Here is a 17624-nt window from a genome sequence, read left to right as displayed (position 1 = left end):
TGGTAGAGCGCTTCGTTTACACCGAAGATGTCGGCGGTTCGAGCCCGTCATCGCCCACCATTTTCTAGAGAGAGCCGATGGCGGCGGGCATGCGTGCCGATCAGTTGCTGGTGGACCGCGGATTGGTGGAGAGCCGGTCGCGGGCGCAGGCGCTGATCTTGGCCGGCCTCGTTTTTTCGGGTGAGCGCAAGATCGAAAAGGCGGGGCAGCCGATCAAGGCGGATGCGGCGATCGAGGTGCGGGGGCGCGATCACCCCTGGGTTTCCCGTGGCGGAATCAAGCTGGCGCACGGGCTGGAGCATTTCGGCTGGAGCGCCAAGGGCGCTGTCGCGATCGACGTCGGTAGTTCGACGGGTGGTTTCACCGACGTCCTGCTGAGCCACGGTGCGGTGAGGGTCTATGCGGTGGATTCGGGGACGAACCAGCTCGCCTGGAAGCTTCGCGTCGATCCCCGCGTGGTCGTCCATGAGCAAACCAATGCGCGCTTCCTGACCGGCGAGCATATCCCCGAGGCGGTCGACGTCATCGTCTGCGACGCGAGCTTCATCTCGCTGGCCAAGGTGCTGGCGGCGGCGTTGGGCTTCGCTAAGCCGGGCGCGTGGCTGATCGCGCTGATCAAACCCCAATTCGAAGCAGGCCGGGACGAAGTCGGCAAGGGCGGTGTGGTGCGCGACCCGGCCGTCCACGAGCGCGTCTGCGCCGATGTCGCTTCCTGGATCGAGACGCAGGGGTGGCGCCTCGCCGGCGTGACGCCGAGCCCGATCACCGGACCGGAGGGCAATGTCGAATTCCTGATCGGCGCCGTCCGTCAGGCAGCGGAAGGAGAAGCTTGATGGCTGAGCTGGCATCGCGCCGCCAGTTGCGGATCGCCTATATGCGCTGGGCCCTGATCTGCGTTCCGGCAATCCTATTGCTGGGCATGATTTCGGGCAAAGTCGCTGGTTCGGGCAGCGGAAACCCTTGGTTCGATGCGCTTTCCAAGCCGGCGTTGATGCCGCCCGGCTGGGCGTTCGGCGCGGCGTGGTCCAYTCTCTATGTGCTGATGGGGCTGGCTCTGGCGCTCGTGCTGAATGCTCGAGGTGCCAAAGGGCGCGGCGTCGCAATCACGCTATTCCTTATCCAATTKGGGTTGAACCTTGCTTGGTCGCCCGTCTTCTTCGCCATGCATAAGATCATGCTGGCATTCGGTCTGATCGTGGCCATCCTGTTTTGGGCCGGCGCGACGACGGTGGCTTTCTGGAGGATNGCCCGTCTTCTTCGCCATGCATAAGATCATGCTGGCATTCGGTCTGATCGTGGCCATCCTGTTTTGGGCCGGCGCGACGACGGTGGCTTTCTGGAGGATYCGGCCGGTCGCAGGGATGCTGATGCTGCCCTATCTGATATGGTTGCTGTTTGCGGGTGTGTTGAACTGGCAGATCCATCACCTAAATCCCCACGGGGTCACTCTTGTGCCGGCGGCCGGAGATACCCAGATAATCATTCAGTGACCGCCGCGCGAACGGCGAAGGAAGGAATTGACCATGCAGTCCGAGAATCGCCTGTTCGACGATTTCGTGAAGTTCGTGAACGGCGCGGCTGGAACGCTCGCCGGCGTGGGCCGTGAAGCCGAATCATCGTTCAAGGAACGGACCAAGGAATGGATCGCCGGGCTCGACTTCGTCAGCCGCGAGGAATTCGACGCAGTCAAGGCGATGGCCGCCGCAGCCCGCGATGAGGTCGAGGAACTCAAGGCGCGGCTGGATGCGCTGGCTCCTCCGACCGGGAAGAAGGATGGCTGAGGCCCAGCTATCCACAGAATTATGGTCCGTGCGGGTTGAACTGAAGCTCTTTCCGAGCCACGGAAAGACTGCCAGGGCAGCGGAGTAGGCCCCGAATGGACGTGGACGATTTCGAAGCAGCGCGCGATGCCAGCGCGCCTATCGATATGCTCGAGCATTATTTCGCGGCGCGCGGCTGGGATTATCAGCGCGCCGGGGACGAGGAGATCGTTGCCCAATTCCAGGGCAGCTGGGCTCAATATGAACTGAGGGCGGTGTGGCGCGACGAAGATCGCGTCCTTCAATTCCTCGCTCTTCCCGATATCCGCGTCACCGCCGACAAGCGAACGGCGATGTACGAGACGATGGGGCTGATCAACGAGCAACTCTGGCTCGGACATTTCGAGATGTGGACCAGTTCCTCGATGGTTTTGTTCCGGCATGCCGCGCTGCTGGAGAGCCAGGGCGGCGACGCGATCCTGACCCTCGAACAGGCGGAAACGCTGATCGAAACCGGGATCGATGAATGCGAACGCTTCTATCCGGTTTTCCAGTTCGTCCTGTGGAGCGACAAGACACCCCAGGAAGCGATCGCCGCCGCGATGATCGATACTCAGGGCGAGGCATGATTCGATGACGGCTGGGCCGCTCTGGCTCATCGGCGCCGGAAACATGGGTGGCGCGATGCTGCGCGGATGGCAGGGTTCGTTCGGCTGGGACAGGCCGGTGACCGTCATCGACCCCTTCGTCGCCAATGTTCCGGACGGCGTGACGCTGTTGCGCGAAATCCCCCCCGGCGACGAGCAGCCCGACATCCTGGTCCTTGCGATCAAGCCCCAGCAATTGGGAGACGTCAGGCCGTTATTCGCGAACAAGGCGGGGGCACCACGCCTGCTGCTGTCGATCCTCGCCGGCGTCGAGACCCAGACGCTGAAGGAGGTCTTCGGAGCGGATGTGACGGTGCGGGCCATGCCCAATCTGCCGGTGTCGATCGGCGAGGGCGTGACGGCGCTTTATTCCGCGGAGATCGGCGGCGAAGCTCGAGGCGAAGTGGCTGGGCTGGTTGCATCGTTGGGCCTGGTCGAGTGGATCGACGACGAGGCGCTGTTCGACGCCGTCACGGCCCTTTCCGGCTGCGGCCCGGGCTTCCTGTTTCGTTTCATCGAAGCGATGGCGGAAGCCGGCGCGGCGCTTGGCCTCTCTCCCGATCAGGCATTGCGGCTCGCGACGGCGACGGTCAAGGGATCCGCGCTGCTCGCGGCGGGATCCGACGAGAGCCCGGCAATCCTCGCGGACCGGGTCGCCAGTCCCGGAGGCTCGACGCGCGAAGGACTCAACGTCCTCGATCGCGATGAGGCCCTGAAGGCGCTGATGCGATCGACCCTGTCGGCGGCGGCCAAGCGCAACGCCGAACTCGCCGAGGCTGCCCGCGCCGGCTAGGAACCGATCGATTGATCGTACATCAGGCCGCCGATACCGTAATTATACCGCAGGAAATCCAGCCATAGCCGTGGCGGGTCCCGCCGCGGGCGGGAGCGGAGCCGCGCAAGGATGGCCCCGAGCGGCCAAGCGCCCAGCCAGAGCAGATTGGCGAGATGAGTCCTCGTTCGACCGTAGCGACGGATCATGAAGCGCGCCCGCGATGCGAACCAGTAGCGCGGGCGGCGCTCCATCGGCCCCTGCTCGGTCAGGCCCGTCGCGCTGCCACCGAGATGGACGATCCGGCTGGCGGGCACATGCCAGGCCTGGAAACCGGCGTCGGCGGCCCGAGAACAGAAGTCCGTCTCCTCGAAATAGAGAAAATAGCCGGGATCGAGCGGACCGATCCGGTCGAACACCGCACCGCGGATCATGAGGTGCGATCCCGACAGCCATTCCGCCCGGCAGGGGAGATCATCGGTCGGCAGGAGCACATCGTGGCGATGGAGCAACTGGCGGAGCGGGCCGAAGTCCAGCACGGCGGTGCAATCGTTCAGCGGCGTATGGAAGCGGAAGGCGCTGGGGCGAATTGACCCGTCGGGCCGCAAGCATCGTCCGCCGGCGATACCCGCCTCCGGGTGCAGGGACAGGAATTCGACGAGCGCGCCGAGCGCATGGGGCTCCGCGACCGTGTCGGGATTGAGCAGCCAGGTATAATCGGGCCATGGCGCGCCGCCGTGGAGGTCCGCCGCCGCGCGATAATGATCGAGCCCGGCATTATTGCCGGCCGCGAAGCCCAGATTGTCGTCGAGTGCTAGCACCGAACAGCAATCGCTGGCGTTCAGCTGGGCGATCGCCTCCCTCAACAGGGCGACCGATCCGTCGGCCGATCCATTGTCGACGATCAGGATGTGAGCGTCGCCCCGCGACCGGACCTCGGGCAGAATCGCTTCGACCGCCTGAACGGACAGCGCCGCCGTGCGATAGTTGACGATCAGCACCAGGATCGGCGCGGCGATCATGCGGTGAAGGGCGCTCCCTGACTATCCGGCCCGCCAAGCGGCAGGGCTTCGCGAAGCATGCCCCTCACCCCGCGTGCTGACAATCGGTCCGGCTCGGTTCACCCGAACACCCGCTCGAAGATCGTGTCGACATGCTTGAGATGGTAGTCGAGGTCGAACTTCTCCTCGAGTTCCTTCTCGCTGATCGCGGCGGTCACCTGCGGATCGGCCTTCAGCAGGTCGAGCAGCGAGAGCGTACCGTCCGACTCCCACACCTTCATCGCGTTGCGCTGGACGATCCGATAGGAATCTTCGCGGCTCACGCCGGCCTGGGTCAGCGCCAGCAGCACGCGCTGCGAATGGACGAGGCCGCCCATCCGGTCGAGATTCTTCTGCATCCGCGCGGGGTAGACCAGCAGCTTGTCGATCACTCCGGTCAGCCGGGCGAGCGCGAAGTCGAGCGTGACGGTCGCATCGGGGCCGATCATGCGCTCGACCGAGGAATGGCTGATGTCGCGCTCATGCCACAAGGCGACATTCTCGAGCGCCGGGGTCACATAGCCGCGCACGAGGCGGGCGAGGCCGGTCAGGTTCTCGGTCAACACCGGGTTGCGCTTGTGCGGCATCGCCGACGAGCCCTTCTGGCCCGGCGAGAAATATTCCTCGGCCTCCAGAACTTCGGTGCGCTGGAGATGGCGGATCTCGGTTGCGACGCGCTCGACCGACGAGGCGATGACGCCGAGCGTCGCGAAATACATGGCGTGCCGGTCGCGGGGAATGACCTGGGTCGACACCGGTTCGACGGTCAGGCCCATTTTCTCGGCGACATGGGCTTCGACGCGCGGGTCGATGTTGGCGAAGGTGCCGACCGCACCGGAAATCGCGCAGGTCGCGACATCGGCGCGCGCGGCGACCAGTCGCTCGCGGTTGCGGGCGAACTCGGCATAGGCCTGGGCCAGCTTCAGGCCGAACGTGACCGGCTCGGCATGGATGCCGTGGCTGCGGCCGATCGTCGGCGTCATCTTGTGCTCGAAGGCGCGCCGCTTGATCACCTCGAGCAGCTTGTCGATATCGGCGATCAGAATATCCGATGCGCGCGCGAGCTGGACCGCGAGACAGGTATCGAGCACGTCGGACGAGGTCATGCCCTGGTGCATGAAGCGCGCCGGCTCTCCCACATGTTCGGCCACGTTGGTGAGGAAGGCGATCACGTCATGCTTTACCTCGGCCTCGATGGCGTCGATGCGCTCGACATCGAACGCGCCCTTTTCCCAGATCGCCTTGGCCGCTTCCTTCGGCACCACGCCCAGCTCGGCCAGTGCGTCGGTCGCGTGGGCCTCGATCTCGAACCAGATACGGAAGCGCGTTTCCGGTTCCCAGATCTTGACCATTTCCGGCCTCGAATAGCGGGGGATCATAGGGCGTCCTTCTGTTCGCGTGGCATATGCGAGGCGCGCCTAGCAGAGGGGATGGTCACGGGCAATTGGCGAGGTCCGCAATGCCTGGGCGGCCTAGGGTTCGTCCCGTTTGACCGGCAAAGCGCCCGCTTCGTCCCGGTTTCGAACACGGGGCACCGTTGCGCGGTCGAATCGGGAAACCACCGATCGGGTCGAGGGTTCTTGAGAGACGGGACATGCTCGCGATTTCGAGCGAGATAGGCCCGATCCGATGTCAGGAGAGACGTTATGAACAAGCTGATGCTGATGGGTGGCGCTGCGATGCTGGCCCTGTCCGGCGCCGCTTTCGCCCAGACCGCCGAAGCCGGACCCGCTCCGGATGCCTCGATGGCGCCGCCGCCGGCCGAGGCCGGTGCGCCCGCCGACACGGCCGCTGCCGCGCCCGCCACCTCGGCGCCCGACGCTGCTCCGGCGCCCGCGGTGGCCCAGTCGACCGCGCCCGCCGCCGATGCCGCGGCGGTACCCGCCGCCCCCGCGCCTGCGACGGCCGATGCGACTGTTCCCGCGCCGGCGGCCCCCGCCGAGCCAACCGCCACCGCGGATGCGGCGGCCAAGGTCAACGCCGAATGGGCCAAATATGACGAAGGCAACAAGGGCAAGCTGACGCCGCTGGAGTTCGGCAACTGGGTGATGGCTGCCAAGGGGCAGGATGTGACCACCCAGGTCGAAAAGACCAAGACGAGCAAGAAGGCCAATCTGCCCGCGATCAAGGTTCTCAACGAGACCGCGGCGGATTTCTCGAAGGCGGATACCGACAAGGACCGGATGATCTCGCCGAACGAGCTGGCGATCTACCTGTCGGCCTGACCTTTTACGGTCGGAGAGGAGGGGCGGCCGATGCGCTGCCCCTTTTCATATGAGCCCCGCCGCGCGCAGGCTCGCCTGGCCCCTGAAGCCGACGACGATATGGTCGTGGATGGCGATGCCGAGCGGCTTGGCGGCCGCGATCAGTTCGCGGGTCAGGTCGATATCCTGCCGGCTTGGCTGGGGATCGCCCGATGGATGATTGTGGACGAGGATGAGGGCCGCCGAGCCGAGTTCGAGCGCGCGGCGGATGACTTCGCGGACATGGACGGCGGCCTGGTCGATCGAGCCTTCCGACACGAGTTCGTCCCTGATCAGCATGTTCTTCGTGTTCAGGTGCAGGACCCGGACGCGCTCGATCGCCCGATGCGCCATGTCGGCGCGCAGATAATCGGACAGGGCCTGCCAGTTCGACAGGATCTCGCGCTCCTGCACCTCGCTGCGGAGCAGGCGTAACGCGGATGCCTCGGCGATCTTGAGCGCGGCTACGACGCCATCGCTGAGCCCCGCCCGCGCCAGCGATCCCGGATCGGCCGACAGTAGCGGCCCAAGACCGCCGAATTCGGCCAGCAGGGCGCGTGCCATGGGTTTCGTATCCCGGCGCGGTATGGCCAGGGCGAGGAGATATTCGATCAATTCATGATCGAGCAGCGCATCGGGCCCGCCCTCCACCAGCCGCTTGCGCAGGCGGGCGCGGTGTCCGCTGGCGTCATGGGCCGGATCGGTCGTGTCGGTCGTCATCGTTGCACAGGCTAACCGATTTTTTCGGCCGCGCCATCATCGTCGGCGATCGCGCTCAGCTCATCCCCATCCGGTTGAAGTCATGGATATGGACGAGCCCGACCGGCGTGTCGGGCGTGTCGTGGTCCATGACGAACAGCGCCGTGATCTTGTTGGTGGTCAGGATCGCCATCGCATCCTCGGCATAGGTGCCGTCGGGCACCGTCTTCGGATTGCGGGTCATGACCTCGCCGGCGGTGCTGTTCAGCAACCGGTCGATGTTGCGCCGCAGGTCGCCGTCGGTGATCGTTCCGACCAGCCTGCCGTCGCGGTCGATCACCCCGGCGATCCCCAGGCTCTTCTCGGTCATGGTGACCAGCACGTCGCGCATCGGCGTCGCCGTCGCGACGAGCGGCAGGCGCTCGCCCACATGCATGATATCGTTGATCGGCAGCAGGCGCAGGCCGATATTCCCGCCGGGGTGCAGGCGTTCGAGCTGCTCGCGCGTGATCCCCCGCATCGTCATCGCCGCCACCGCAAGCGCGTCGCCCAGCGCGAGCATCAGGGTCGTCGAGGTCGTCGGCGAGATGTTGACCGGGCAGGTCTCGCGCACCTTCGGGAGGATGATCGCGGCGCTGGCCACCTGCGCCATCGGCGAGTGGCGCTGCGCGCTGATCGCGACCACCGGACAATCCAGGCTGCGCGCATAGGTCGTGATGGGGCGAAGCTCGGGCGTCGCGCCCGAGTTGGACAGCAGGACCAGCAGGTCCCCGGCGAGCAGCATGCCGAGATCGCCATGGGCGGCCTCGCCCGGATGGACGAAGATCGCGGGGGTGCCGGTCGATGCGAAGGTCGCCGCCATCTTGCGGGCGATATGGCCCGATTTCCCCATGCCGCTGACGACCACGCGTCCCTGCGTGGCCAGAATCAGTTCGACGGCGTGCGCGAAATCCTCGTTGAGCGCGTCGCGCAGCAGGTGCAGCGCCTGCGCCTCGACCCCCAGCACCTCGCGGCCATGGTCGAGGATCCGTTGCCGGCTCGCCGCCGGAACCTTCGGGTGGATGTCGATGTCCTGGTACATGTCGGCGCCTCCTAAGCCGCCCGCAGCCGCTCGTTCTCGCGCTCGAGGTCTCGCGCCCAGGAGGCAAGGCCGAACCGGCGGACGTCGACCTGACGCCAGAACAGGCCCGGATCGCGCTGCCACAACGGGAAATGGGCGAGCGCGTTGGCGCATTGCGCGCCCATGTCGATCACCTCGGCCAGTTCCTGCAGGTAGAAGGGCAGGGGCTGCCCGTCGGGCCCCATCTGCCGATCGTGCGGGAAAGCGGCGGCCTTGAGCGAGGTATCGGCTCCCTGCCGGAAACAGGCGAGCGCCGTCTGCGGATCGCCGTCCGCCAGATGGATGCGCGCTTCGTAGAAGGAGGCCGCGACGCTCTTGGTCGCCAGCAGCGGAGAGAAGCGGGACCAGTCCGCATCGGCCGCCTCGCGATACCAATATTTTGCCGCCTCGCGATCTTCGGCCAGTTCGTTGAGGCGTCCGGCGAGGAAGGCGAGCGAAATCCGCCAGCGGCGGACATGGACCGGCATATCGTCGGTCAGCGGAACGCCGACATAGGCGTCGATCAGCGGCAGTACCGCCAGCGCCAGATCGCCGCGCCGCGTCTCCAGCACGCGATAGCCGAGCACGGCGATGGCGGCGCCACGATCGGCCGAATCCGCCCGCGAATCCTCGATCACGCATTCGGCCAGCCGGGCGAGCTTCACGTCGTGACCCAGCCGCTCGCCCATCTGCACCATCGACCGGTACAGCCAGGGGTTGTCGTAGGCCGTGCCGAAGTCGACCAGCGCCGGAAGCGGCGCCTTCGCCCGCGGGTAAGCGGGATGGTCGTATCCCTCCGCGCGGCCCGTGCCGAGCAGCGGGTTGACGGAGGCGACCAGCATCAGCCAGTCGGTGGCGGCGGGCTGCTCCGCCTCCACCGGGTAGATCGCATGGGGACCCTGTGCATTCGGGCTGACCGCGATCTGCACATAGCGGGTCTCGGGCAGGAAGCGCTCCGACACGGCCTCGCTGAAGTCGGCCCAGTTCGCGGGCCGCTTCGCGTCGCTGTCGCCCTGTCGCCAGCCGATGACGATGCGGCCGTCATATTTGAGCAGCCGCGCATAATCGTCGAGCCGGGCTACCCAATCGGTCGGCACTACCGGTTCGATGGCGACGACCAGATCGATCGATTCGTCGGCCAGCCGGCTCAGGCGCATATCTGCCGAATCGCCATCGGCCCTAATATTCCCGCCATCGGCACGGACGACCGATCCGGCCCGCGACAGCGCCATCAGGATCGACGCGCCGTCAGCCGCGCCGATGCCGTCGACCAGTACCCGGTCGCCAGGGCGGACATGGTTGGCGGCCGCCGCGTAGCGCGCGATCAGCGGATCGGCCTCGACCCCCTTTTGCAGCCAGTGGCCGCCTTCGCCCCGCACACGCTGCCAGATCGTGGCGCCCGGCAGCGTGGTCGCGGTCCAGTTCGGATATTCGCCCGACATCATGCCCGCCGGATGGCGCTGCCAGCCGGCATCGAAAAGGGCGCGCTCGAGCGAGGCGCGATCCTGCCCCCGGCTTTGCAGGACCAGCAGGTCCATCGCATGAAAGGGACGCAGCGCGGCGGTGAAGGCCGGTCCGGCGTGGGGTTCGGTCCAGGACAGGAAGCCAGCCGTGCGGCCATGCGGCCGGGGACGAAAGCCGGCCGAGATATCGGCCGTTTCGCAGCCCATCAGGGCCAGCTCGCAAGTGAGCTCGGGAAAGGCGGCCTGGTCCAGTGCGATCCGGCACGGGCCGATGCGCTGGACGATGGCATTCGCATTCTGGATGGTCACTCGGAATCTCCACGGCCGCCGGTCGCCGGAACCGGCCGCCCCTGGCGCAAGTTTCGGTATCGTCGAGGGATAGGCCCGAAGCGTTGAGGGTTGGTTAACCATGTTCTCCGGAAAAGGATCGAGCGGCGGGCCGGGCAGGAGGGCTCGTTTCCTCCGGGGTGACGCGGGCGGATCGAACCGTTAAGCCTGCGCCCATGGAGGATGCTTCCCGTCGACCGTCCCGCCCGCTGATCCTCGCCGGCGCGGGAGCCGTGCTGATCGCCGGCGGGGCGGCCTGGCTGTGGAGCGAGCGGATGCCGATCGCGGCATCCTATATCGACGACGCGCTGCGCGCGCGCGGCGTGCCGGCGAGCTATCGGCTCGCGCATATCGGCATCCGCAGCCATCGGATCGAGGCGATCCGCATCGGCGATCCGCGCGCACCCGACCTGACCGCCGACTGGGCGGAAATCGAGCTGACGATCGGCCTTGCGGGGGTGAGCGTCCATGCCGTCGACGCGGGCGGCGTGCGGCTGCGCGGGCGATTGCTGGACGGCAAGCTGTCCTTGGGCACGATCGATCGGCTGCTGCCGAAAGCCGGGGGCGATCAGCCGTTCGCGCTGCCTGACGTGATCCTGACGGCGCGATCGATGCAGGCCGATATCGCGACGCCGCAGGGGCTGGTCCATGCGACGCTCGACGGCGGCGGCAATCTGAAGGATGGTTTCCGCGGCACGCTGTCGCTGGGTAGCGACCGGCTGGCGGGGGGCGGTTGCGACGCACGCGGAGCGACGGCGCGTCTCGGCTTGCAGATCGACGGCGGGCGTCCGGCGGTGCGGGGTACCGCTGCGGCGGGCGATATCCGCTGTCCGGGGGCGACCGTCACCGCGCCGCGGCTCGCGATCGAGGCGAAGGGCCGGAGCGACCTGACCCGCTGGAGCGGCCGGCTGGCGCTGGTCGACGGCAGCATTGCGGCCGGAGGGGCGACCATCGGCCGGCTGGTCGGGCCGATCGATTTCGATGCCTCGTCCGAACGCGTCTCCGGCAAGGCACGGCTGGCCGCCGAACGGGTCGTATCGGGTGGATGGGGTGTCGAGCGGCTGACCGTCGCAGCCGACTACGCCATCGATCCGCGGACAAGTGGTTTCTCGATCGATGGCGACGTGCGGCTGGCGGGTGCGCGGGTCGATCCGGCGACGCTCGACGGCATCGCCGGCAACCTTGCGGCCGCCGAATCGACGCCGGCGGGGCCGATCCTGGCCGCATGGGGCAATGCCCTGCGGCAGGCGGGTCGCCGTCTCGACGGATCGGCCGCCTTCGCCCTCGGCCAGACGCCGCGGGGCGGCGCGCTGCGGATCAGGCGTCTCGATCTCGTCGCTGCGAGCGGCGCCCATCTGCTGGTTCGTTCCGAACAGTCCGAAGGTCTCGGCTGGCGCTGGCCCCATGGAGGGCTGGCGGCGAATGCCAGTGCGGAATTGTCGGGCGGAGGAATGCCCAGCGCGGTGATCAGCCTGCGACAGGCGGTGCCCGGCGCGCCGCTGACCGGATCCGCGACCATCGCGCCCTATGTGGCCGGAAACGCGCGCCTCGCGCTCGCGCCGATCCGTTTCGGACCCGGCCGTGGCGGCCAGACGCTGGTCTCGACCCGCGTGACGATGGATGGGCCGCTGGCCGATGGGCGCGTCGAAGGACTCGACCTGCCGATCGAACTGGCCGTCGACGGGAAGGGGGGCTTCGCGCTCAACCGAAGCTGTGCGCCGCTGGGCTTCGACCGGCTGGTCATCGCCGGGACGGTGATCGGTCGATCGAGCCTGCCGCTCTGCCCGGTTGGCGGGGCGCTGGTCGGCCGGACGTCGGCGGGGCGAATCTTCGGTGGGGCGCGGATCGCCACGCCGCGCCTGCGGGGTAGGGTGGGCGATCAGCCGCTGACGATGACCGCCCGTTCGATCGACGTCGCGGTAGCGCGACCGGGCTTCCGCGTCGGCGACCTCGCCGTCCGCCTCGGCGATCCCGCCAATCCGACGCGCCTGGATGTTGCCGCGCTGGACGGCAAGATCGGTCCGCAAGGATTTGGCGGCCGGTTCGAGGGAATGGCGGGGAAGCTCGCCGCAGTACCTCTGTTGCTGTCAGAAGGCGGGGGGCAATGGGCGCTTGCGGGCGGTCGTCTCGACCTCGACGGGGGCATCCGGGTGGCCGATGCGGAAACCGAATCGCCGCGCTTCCATCCCCTGGTGGCCGATGACGTCCGGCTGACGCTTCAAGACGGCCGGATCGGCGCGACCGCGACCTTGCGCGAGCCGCGTTCGCACCAGCCGGTCTCGCGTGTCACGGTCAGGCACGATCTGTCGCGTGGCACCGGCGATGCCGTGCTCGACGTCGACCGGCTCCGCTTCGGTCAGGCGCTGCAGCCCGAAGCGGTGACGCCGTTGACCCTGGGCATGATCGCCAATGTCTTCGGCACCGTGAACGGACAGGGGCGGATCCGCTGGGCCGACGGGAATGTCACGAGCGATGGCGAGTTCAGGACCGACGGGCTCAACCTCGCCGCAGCCTTCGGTCCGGTCACAGGCCTCAAGGGCACGATCCGTTTCACCGATCTGCTCGGCCTCGTTACCGCGCCCGACCAGGTGGTCACCATCGCCGAGGTCAATCCTGGCATCGCCGTCACTGACGGCATCATCCACTATCGCATCCTGCCCGAGCGCAAGCTGGCGGTCAGCGACGGAAGCTGGCCTTTCGCGGGGGGCTCGCTGGCGCTGGAGCCGACCGTGCTGGATATGGCGCAGCCGGTCGCGCGGCGGCTCACCTTCCGAATCAACGGGCTCGATGCCGCGACCTTCGTCCAGCAGCTCGAGTTCAAGAATATAGCCGTCACCGGCAAGTTCGACGGCGTTCTGCCGATCGTTTTCGACATGCAGGGCGGGCGGATCGAGAATGGCCTGTTGAGTGTCCGTCCGGGCGGGGGGACGCTCTCCTATGTCGGCGACGTCACCAACGCCGATCTGGGCCGTATGGCACGGATCGCCTTCGATGCGCTCAAGTCGATGCGTTACGACCGGCTGACCGTCGACCTCAACGGCAGCCTCGACGGCGAGATCGTCAGCCAGGTCCGCTTCGACGGGACCAACGACAAGCCGCAGGAAACCGCGAGGAACGGTGGCATCGTCGGCCGCCTGCTCGCGCCGGTCACGCGGCTGCCTTTCCGCTTCAAGATCACGATCACCGCGCCGTTCCGAGGGCTCGTCAATTCGGCGCAGACCTTCGTCGATCCCTCGATCGTGCTGCGCAACAGCACCAGCGGAGCGATGCAGGCGACCCAACCTCCCACGGCGCCGCCGTCGGCGGTGCCCCCCATTCAGCCAAGGTAAAGCGAGAGCCTGCGATGAATATCCCGAGATTGACGATGAAGCGTTGCGGTGCGAGCCTCAGGCGATGAAGAGGATGAAGTTCGCCCCGGTCGGTGCCTTGGCGCCCATGATGCTGATGCTGCCCGGCTGCATCCAGATCGCGGCGCCCGACAAGCCGATCGAGATCAACCTGAACGTCAATGTCAAGCAGGAGGTGGTGGTTCGGCTCCAGAAGGATGCCGAGGACTTCATCTCCAACAACCCGGAGCTGTTTCCGCAATGATGAGCATGTCCAGGACCGTCATGATCGCCGCCGCGGCGCTGGCCCTCGCGGGCGCTCCCGCGCTCGCTGCGGATCCGATCGTCGAACAGGCCCTCAGCGGAGGGACGGTCGGCGAGCAGTGGGATGGTTATCTCGGCTTCGTGTCGTCACCATCGGCCGACCTCAAGGCGGCGGTCGATGCGATCAACATCAAGCGCCGCGCCGGCTACACCCAGATCGCCGCCGCCCGCAACGTGACGGTCGACCAGTTCGCCCAGACCACCGCCTGCCAGACGCTGCGGGCCGTCAAGCCCGGTCAGGCCTACAGGCTCAAGGATGGCGGCTGGCGCAAGCGTAACGGCTCGGAAGCGATCACGCCCGATTATTGCGGGTAAGCGAGCGCTGTAACGGTGACCTGCCGGCCTCGGCCGTCACCGTTGTTGACTCGGGGGACCCCCCTTCCTAAAGGGGCCTCGCCTTGGCGGGGTCGCTCGTTGGCATGATGTCATCCTCCCGGCGAAGGGAGAGGTGGCGGCATGACGACGGAAGATCCCGGACAGGACCCGGAAAGCGTCGGGGATCGGCGCCTGACATCGCTCGACGAGCGGTTGCAGGCGGCCCAGGATGCGGAAAGGGTCAGGACGGCGAGCGCGCACAAAAAGCCCGAGAAGGGATATTCCCAGGGTAATCGCGTGCTGGCCGAACTGATCGCGGGGATCGTCGGTGGAAGTTTGCTGGGCTGGTGCTTCGATCGCTGGCTCGGAACCAAGCCCTGGCTCCTTTTGGTGATGCTGTTCCTCGGAATCGCCGTCGCCTTCAGGAACATCATACGGATTTCTCAGGAGCGCCCGGAATAGCTTCCGGACGCTTTTGGCATAAGCAGGGGTAAGGCAAGCGTGGCAGCCGAATCGGGCAAGATCGATCCGATGCACCAGTTCCTGATCGAACCGTTGTTCGGTAAGGAGTGGGCGATTGCGGGCCATAACGTCGCTTTCACCAATTCCGCGATGTGGATGGTGGTGACGCTGGCGGCATTGCTGCTGTTCATGGTCGGCGGCATGAAGCGCGAACTCGTGCCCGGCCGCTGGCAGGCCGCTGTGGAGAGCTTCACCGGCTTCATCTCCAGCATGATGGCGACGAACATCGGGCCCGAGGGCAAGAAGTTCACGCCCTATGTCTTCTCGCTGTTCATGTTCATCCTGATCGCGAACATCATGGGGATGATGCCGACCGGTGTCGTCGGCGTTCACCCCTTCACCGTGACGAGCCACCTGACGATCACCGGCGTGCTCGCCGTGATCAGCTTCGCGATCGTGCTGGTCGTCGGCTTCTGGCGGCATGGCTTCCACTTCTTCTCGCTGTTCGTGCCGCACGGCACGCCCGGCTACATGATCCCGATGATCTTCGTGATCGAGCTGTTCTCCTTCCTCATCCGCCCCTTCTCGCTGGGTCTGCGACTGTTCGTCGCGATGACCGCGGGGCACATCCTGATGAAGGTGCTCGCGGGCTTCGTGATCAACGGCATCAACGCCGGCGCGCTGACCGTGGCGATCGTCTCGATCCCCAGCTTCATCCTGATGATCGGCATCACCCTGCTCGAACTGCTGGTGTGCGCCATCCAGGCTTACGTGTTCGCTCTGTTGACGTCGCTGTACCTCAACGACGCGATCAACCTGCACTGAGTTCAACTGCAACAACCATCAACTATTCAACGCTAAGGAGTTTATCATGGACGCAGAAGCCGCAAAGCTGATCGGTGCCGGTCTGGCCGCCATCGGCGTGGGCATGGCCGCGCTCGGCGTGGGTAACGTGTTCGGCTCGTTCCTCGAGTCCGCGCTGCGCAACCCGGCCGCTGCCGACGGCCAGCAGGGCCGCCTCTTCATCGGCTTCGCCGCCGCCGAGCTTCTCGGTCTGCTGGCGTTCGTCGTCGCGATGATCCTGCTGTTCGTCGCCTAACAGTCGGTTGCGGGGCTGGTCGCGGCCAGCCCCCGGACTGCAACGCCAACAGGAAGCAACGATGCCTCAGATCGCCCAGATCGCCGCGACCTATGCTTCGCAGATCTTCTGGCTGCTGATCGTCTTCGGCCTGATCTATTTCGTGATCGGGAAGGGGATGCTGCCGAAGATCGAAGCCACCGTCGACGCGCGCGACCAGAAGATCGCCTCCGATCTCGCCGCTGCCGAAGCCGCCCGTGCCAAGGCCGACGAGACCGAAGCGGCCTATCGGGCCCGGATCGAGGAAGCTCGTGCCGCGGCTCTGAAGGCGACGCAGGATGCCAAATCGGCTGGCAACGCCGAGGCGGAGAAGCGCGTCAAGGCGGCCGATGCCGAACTGGCGACCAAAGCGGCAGAGGCCGACGCGGCGCTGAAGGCGGCGCAAGCCAAGGCGCTTGCCGAGATCGAGAACGTGGCCGCCGAGGCCGCGCGGGAGATCGTTGCCAAGGTTTCGGGTATCGAGGTGGATACTTCCGCCGCCGAAGGTGCGGTCAAGGCCGCGCTGGCCGCCTGAACGGAGACGTCGAATGTCTGTAAACGCCTCCACGCTGGTTGCCGAGAATCTCGCGGACGCCGCTTCGCTCGAAGGCCTGCCCGAGAATGTAAGCGCTGGCCACGCCGCCGCGGGCACCGAGGAGCATCACGTCGATCCGACGGCGCTCGGCATGACGGCCACGGCCTGGGTGTCGCTGGCGATGATCCTCGTCATCGTCATCCTGCTCTGGAAGAAAGTGCCTTCGGTCATCGGCTCGTCGCTCGACAAGAAGATCGCGTCGATCCGCGCCAATCTCGACGAGGCCGCAGCTCTTCGCGCCGATGCCGAGAAGCTCAGGGCCGAATATGAGGCGAAAGCCAAGGCTGCCGCCAAGGAAGCCGAGGAGATGCTGGCGCACGCCCGTGAAGAGGCCGATGCGATCGTCAGCAAGGCCCGCACGGATGCGAGCGCGCTGATCGAGCGTCGTGGCAAGATGGCCGAAGACAAGATCGCCGCCGCCGAGCGCGGCGCGATCGCCGAAGTCCGCGCCAAGGCCGCGAGCGCCGCCACCGCCGCCGCTTCCAGTCTGATCGCGGAGCGCCACAGCGCCAAGGCCGACAAGGCCCTGGTCGACGAGGCGATCACCGGACTGGGGACCGTCCAACTCTGAGCGACTTTCTCGAATGGTAAAAGGCCTGCCGATCGCTCGGCGGGCCTTTTCTTCTGGGTGATCCCGGGGCGTCCTCAATGGGCGCAGTGGGCCGCCTGCGGTGCATCCTCATATTCGTCGTGGCGCCTTACGAAGCTCATCGTGCCCGTCTCGTTGCGCCCCCTGGGCGCGCGATCGAGGATCATCAGCGTGCCGATCAGTTCCTCGAAGCCGCGCGCATAGCTCGAATAGCTGTGATAGACGGTGCCGTCCTCGTCCTTGAAGAAGGCGCTGAGCCCGGGCGATTCCTCATGGTCGCCGCGCTCGCCGACCTTCGAGCGCTCATAATTATACTCGACCCAGCCGCTATCGAGTTGCTCGTCGGAGAAGGACACCCGATAGTCGATGTTGAAATCGCTTCCTGCCGACGACACCCACGGGAAATGCCATCCCATGCGGGTCTTATAGGCTTCGATGGCAGCCAGCGGACCGCGCGACACGGCCGTCAGCGTCACGTCATGATGGTTGAGATGGGACAGGGCGCCGTCGAAATGATCGGCCAGGAAGGAACAGCCGGGACAGCCCGCCTTCCAGTCCGGCCCGAGCATGAAATGATAGACGATGAGCTGCGACCGGCCGTCGAACAGCTCGGCGAGGCTGCGTCTGCCGTTCGGCGTGTCGAACATGTAGCTCTTGTCGACCTCGACCCACGGCAGCGCGAGCCGGGCCGCATTCACCGCGTCGCGGAGATGGGTCGCTTCCCGCTCCTTCGCCAGCAGCTCGCGGCGGGCGGCCAGCCAGTCCTCGCGGGATACGACGGCATGATCCACCATGGCATTGTCTCCTTGGAATTTTTCGGATTTTCTTGATTTATAATGTTGATAT

The 17624-nt window shown here is 66.4% G+C and carries 20 protein-coding genes and 1 pseudogene; 15 read left to right on the top strand and 6 right to left on the bottom strand.

From position 1 onward, the window contains the following. Positions 1-77 precede the first annotated feature (77 nt). From ASE22_RS25410 to proC, 6 genes and pseudogenes are all read left to right on the top strand, one after another. Positions 78-833, top strand: coding sequence for a TlyA family RNA methyltransferase (locus tag ASE22_RS25410; protein ID WP_056366612.1), 756 nt, complete (start codon positions 78-80; stop codon positions 831-833). Beyond that, positions 833-1245, top strand: a pseudogene (locus ASE22_RS27080) (TspO/MBR family protein); the annotation flags it as partial. The gene ASE22_RS25410 and the pseudogene ASE22_RS27080, both read left to right, overlap by 1 nt. A gap of 1 nt (position 1246) precedes the next feature. Then, on the top strand, positions 1247-1490 hold a 244-nt coding region (locus tag ASE22_RS27075), incomplete at its 5' end, for a TspO/MBR family protein (protein ID WP_162257101.1). 33 nt (positions 1491-1523) lie between these two features. After that, positions 1524-1781 carry an accessory factor UbiK family protein gene (locus ASE22_RS25400; RefSeq protein WP_056366608.1) on the top strand — a complete coding sequence of 86 codons (258 nt, stop codon included), beginning with the start codon at positions 1524-1526 and terminating at the stop codon, positions 1779-1781. Positions 1782-1876: 95 nt separating this feature from the next. Continuing rightward, complete coding sequence (locus ASE22_RS25395) at positions 1877-2389, top strand: YbjN domain-containing protein (protein ID WP_056366605.1); 513 nt, start codon at positions 1877-1879, stop codon at positions 2387-2389. Positions 2390-2393: 4 nt separating this feature from the next. Then, a complete protein-coding gene (gene proC, locus ASE22_RS25390) occupies positions 2394-3200 on the top strand; it encodes a pyrroline-5-carboxylate reductase (protein WP_056366601.1) in 807 nt (268 codons plus the stop codon). On the opposite strand, the gene ASE22_RS25385 is transcribed toward proC, so the two are convergent. Together ASE22_RS25385 and purB are read right to left on the bottom strand one after the other, a co-directional pair. Next, positions 3197-4201, bottom strand: coding sequence for a glycosyltransferase family 2 protein (locus ASE22_RS25385; RefSeq protein ID WP_056366598.1), 1005 nt, complete (start codon positions 4199-4201; stop codon positions 3197-3199). The two genes, proC and ASE22_RS25385, sit on opposite strands and share 4 nt — an antisense overlap. Before the next feature lie 98 nt (positions 4202-4299). Beyond that, positions 4300-5598, bottom strand: a complete 1299-nt coding sequence (gene purB / locus ASE22_RS25380; RefSeq protein WP_056366593.1) for an adenylosuccinate lyase — start codon at positions 5596-5598, stop codon at positions 4300-4302. 267 nt (positions 5599-5865) lie between these two features. Here purB and ASE22_RS25375 point away from each other — a divergent pair, with 267 nt between their 5' ends. Further along, a complete protein-coding gene (locus tag ASE22_RS25375) occupies positions 5866-6444 on the top strand; it encodes a hypothetical protein (RefSeq protein WP_056366591.1) in 579 nt (192 codons plus the stop codon). Positions 6445-6489: 45 nt separating this feature from the next. On the opposite strand, the gene radC is transcribed toward ASE22_RS25375, so the two are convergent. Genes radC through ASE22_RS25360 form a run of 3 tightly spaced genes read right to left on the bottom strand, consistent with a single transcriptional unit; the run spans position 6490 to position 10032 of the window. Further along, on the bottom strand, positions 6490-7182 hold the full coding sequence (gene radC, locus ASE22_RS25370; RefSeq protein WP_056366588.1) for a RadC family protein: 693 nt from the start codon (positions 7180-7182) through the stop codon (positions 6490-6492). A 55-nt stretch (positions 7183-7237) separates the two neighbouring features. Further along, positions 7238-8242 (bottom strand): KpsF/GutQ family sugar-phosphate isomerase, encoded by a 1005-nt coding sequence (locus ASE22_RS25365; protein WP_056366585.1) that lies wholly within the window; start codon positions 8240-8242, stop codon positions 7238-7240. An 11-nt stretch (positions 8243-8253) separates the two neighbouring features. Then, positions 8254-10032 carry a hypothetical protein gene (locus tag ASE22_RS25360; protein ID WP_056366582.1) on the bottom strand — a complete coding sequence of 593 codons (1779 nt, stop codon included), beginning with the start codon at positions 10030-10032 and terminating at the stop codon, positions 8254-8256. A gap of 194 nt (positions 10033-10226) precedes the next feature. Here ASE22_RS25360 and ASE22_RS25355 point away from each other — a divergent pair, with 194 nt between their 5' ends. The 8 genes from ASE22_RS25355 to ASE22_RS25320 all read left to right on the top strand — a co-directional run bounded on the left by ASE22_RS25355 (position 10227) and on the right by ASE22_RS25320 (position 16760). Further along, entirely contained in the window at positions 10227-13379 is a 3153-nt protein-coding gene (locus ASE22_RS25355) for a YdbH domain-containing protein (RefSeq protein ID WP_082545844.1), read from the top strand. Positions 13380-13452: 73 nt separating this feature from the next. Then, on the top strand, positions 13453-13641 hold the full coding sequence (locus ASE22_RS25350; protein WP_414885966.1) for a YnbE family lipoprotein: 189 nt from the start codon (positions 13453-13455) through the stop codon (positions 13639-13641). Between the two features lie 5 nt (positions 13642-13646). Continuing rightward, entirely contained in the window at positions 13647-14015 is a 369-nt protein-coding gene (locus ASE22_RS25345; protein WP_056366652.1) for a YdbL family protein, read from the top strand. A gap of 141 nt (positions 14016-14156) precedes the next feature. Further along, the gene (locus ASE22_RS25340) at positions 14157-14477 is read left to right on the top strand and encodes an AtpZ/AtpI family protein (RefSeq protein WP_056366578.1); all 321 of its coding nucleotides are present in this window, start codon (positions 14157-14159) and stop codon (positions 14475-14477) included. 39 nt (positions 14478-14516) lie between these two features. Further along, positions 14517-15302, top strand: a complete 786-nt coding sequence (locus tag ASE22_RS25335; protein WP_056366575.1) for a F0F1 ATP synthase subunit A — start codon at positions 14517-14519, stop codon at positions 15300-15302. Positions 15303-15348: 46 nt separating this feature from the next. After that, a complete protein-coding gene (locus tag ASE22_RS25330; RefSeq protein WP_012050658.1) occupies positions 15349-15576 on the top strand; it encodes a F0F1 ATP synthase subunit C in 228 nt (75 codons plus the stop codon). Positions 15577-15637: 61 nt separating this feature from the next. Continuing rightward, positions 15638-16129: a F0F1 ATP synthase subunit B family protein gene (locus ASE22_RS25325; RefSeq protein ID WP_056366572.1), complete on the top strand. Its 492-nt coding sequence runs from the start codon at positions 15638-15640 to the stop codon at positions 16127-16129. Positions 16130-16142: 13 nt separating this feature from the next. After that, on the top strand, positions 16143-16760 hold the full coding sequence (locus ASE22_RS25320) for a F0F1 ATP synthase subunit B family protein (RefSeq protein WP_056366570.1): 618 nt from the start codon (positions 16143-16145) through the stop codon (positions 16758-16760). A 74-nt stretch (positions 16761-16834) separates the two neighbouring features. Here the strand turns inward: ASE22_RS25320 and ASE22_RS25315 are convergent, their stop codons facing one another. After that, positions 16835-17572, bottom strand: coding sequence for a DUF899 domain-containing protein (locus ASE22_RS25315; RefSeq protein WP_056366569.1), 738 nt, complete (start codon positions 17570-17572; stop codon positions 16835-16837). Positions 17573-17624: the final 52 nt, after the last annotated feature.

Source organism: Sphingomonas sp. Root720 (assembly GCF_001428605.1).
Lineage (GTDB): Bacteria > Pseudomonadota > Alphaproteobacteria > Sphingomonadales > Sphingomonadaceae > Rhizorhabdus.
The sequence above is the reverse complement of the archived record's forward strand: the minus strand, read 5'-3'. Positions and strand labels throughout refer to the sequence as shown.

Bases quoted from the DNA above. Each gene is read 5' to 3' on its own strand.
- ASE22_RS25410 (WP_056366612.1), top strand. From the start codon at position 78: ATGGCGGCGGGCATGCGTGCCGATCAGTTGCTGGTGGACCGCGGATTG.
- ASE22_RS25400 (WP_056366608.1), top strand. From the start codon at position 1,524: ATGCAGTCCGAGAATCGCCTGTTCGACGATTTCGTGAAGTTCGTGAAC.
- ASE22_RS25395 (WP_056366605.1), top strand. From the start codon at position 1,877: ATGGACGTGGACGATTTCGAAGCAGCGCGCGATGCCAGCGCGCCTATC.
- proC (WP_056366601.1), top strand. From the start codon at position 2,394: ATGACGGCTGGGCCGCTCTGGCTCATCGGCGCCGGAAACATGGGTGGC.
- ASE22_RS25385 (WP_056366598.1), bottom strand. From the start codon at position 4,201: ATGATCGCCGCGCCGATCCTGGTGCTGATCGTCAACTATCGCACGGCG.
- purB (WP_056366593.1), bottom strand. From the start codon at position 5,598: ATGATCCCCCGCTATTCGAGGCCGGAAATGGTCAAGATCTGGGAACCG.
- ASE22_RS25375 (WP_056366591.1), top strand. From the start codon at position 5,866: ATGAACAAGCTGATGCTGATGGGTGGCGCTGCGATGCTGGCCCTGTCC.
- radC (WP_056366588.1), bottom strand. From the start codon at position 7,182: ATGACGACCGACACGACCGATCCGGCCCATGACGCCAGCGGACACCGC.
- ASE22_RS25365 (WP_056366585.1), bottom strand. From the start codon at position 8,242: ATGTACCAGGACATCGACATCCACCCGAAGGTTCCGGCGGCGAGCCGG.
- ASE22_RS25355 (WP_082545844.1), top strand. From the start codon at position 10,227: ATGGAGGATGCTTCCCGTCGACCGTCCCGCCCGCTGATCCTCGCCGGC.
- ASE22_RS25350 (WP_414885966.1), top strand. From the start codon at position 13,453: ATGAAGTTCGCCCCGGTCGGTGCCTTGGCGCCCATGATGCTGATGCTG.
- ASE22_RS25345 (WP_056366652.1), top strand. From the start codon at position 13,647: ATGTCCAGGACCGTCATGATCGCCGCCGCGGCGCTGGCCCTCGCGGGC.
- ASE22_RS25340 (WP_056366578.1), top strand. From the start codon at position 14,157: ATGACGACGGAAGATCCCGGACAGGACCCGGAAAGCGTCGGGGATCGG.
- ASE22_RS25330 (WP_012050658.1), top strand. From the start codon at position 15,349: ATGGACGCAGAAGCCGCAAAGCTGATCGGTGCCGGTCTGGCCGCCATC.
- ASE22_RS25325 (WP_056366572.1), top strand. From the start codon at position 15,638: ATGCCTCAGATCGCCCAGATCGCCGCGACCTATGCTTCGCAGATCTTC.
- ASE22_RS25320 (WP_056366570.1), top strand. From the start codon at position 16,143: ATGTCTGTAAACGCCTCCACGCTGGTTGCCGAGAATCTCGCGGACGCC.
- ASE22_RS25315 (WP_056366569.1), bottom strand. From the start codon at position 17,572: ATGGTGGATCATGCCGTCGTATCCCGCGAGGACTGGCTGGCCGCCCGC.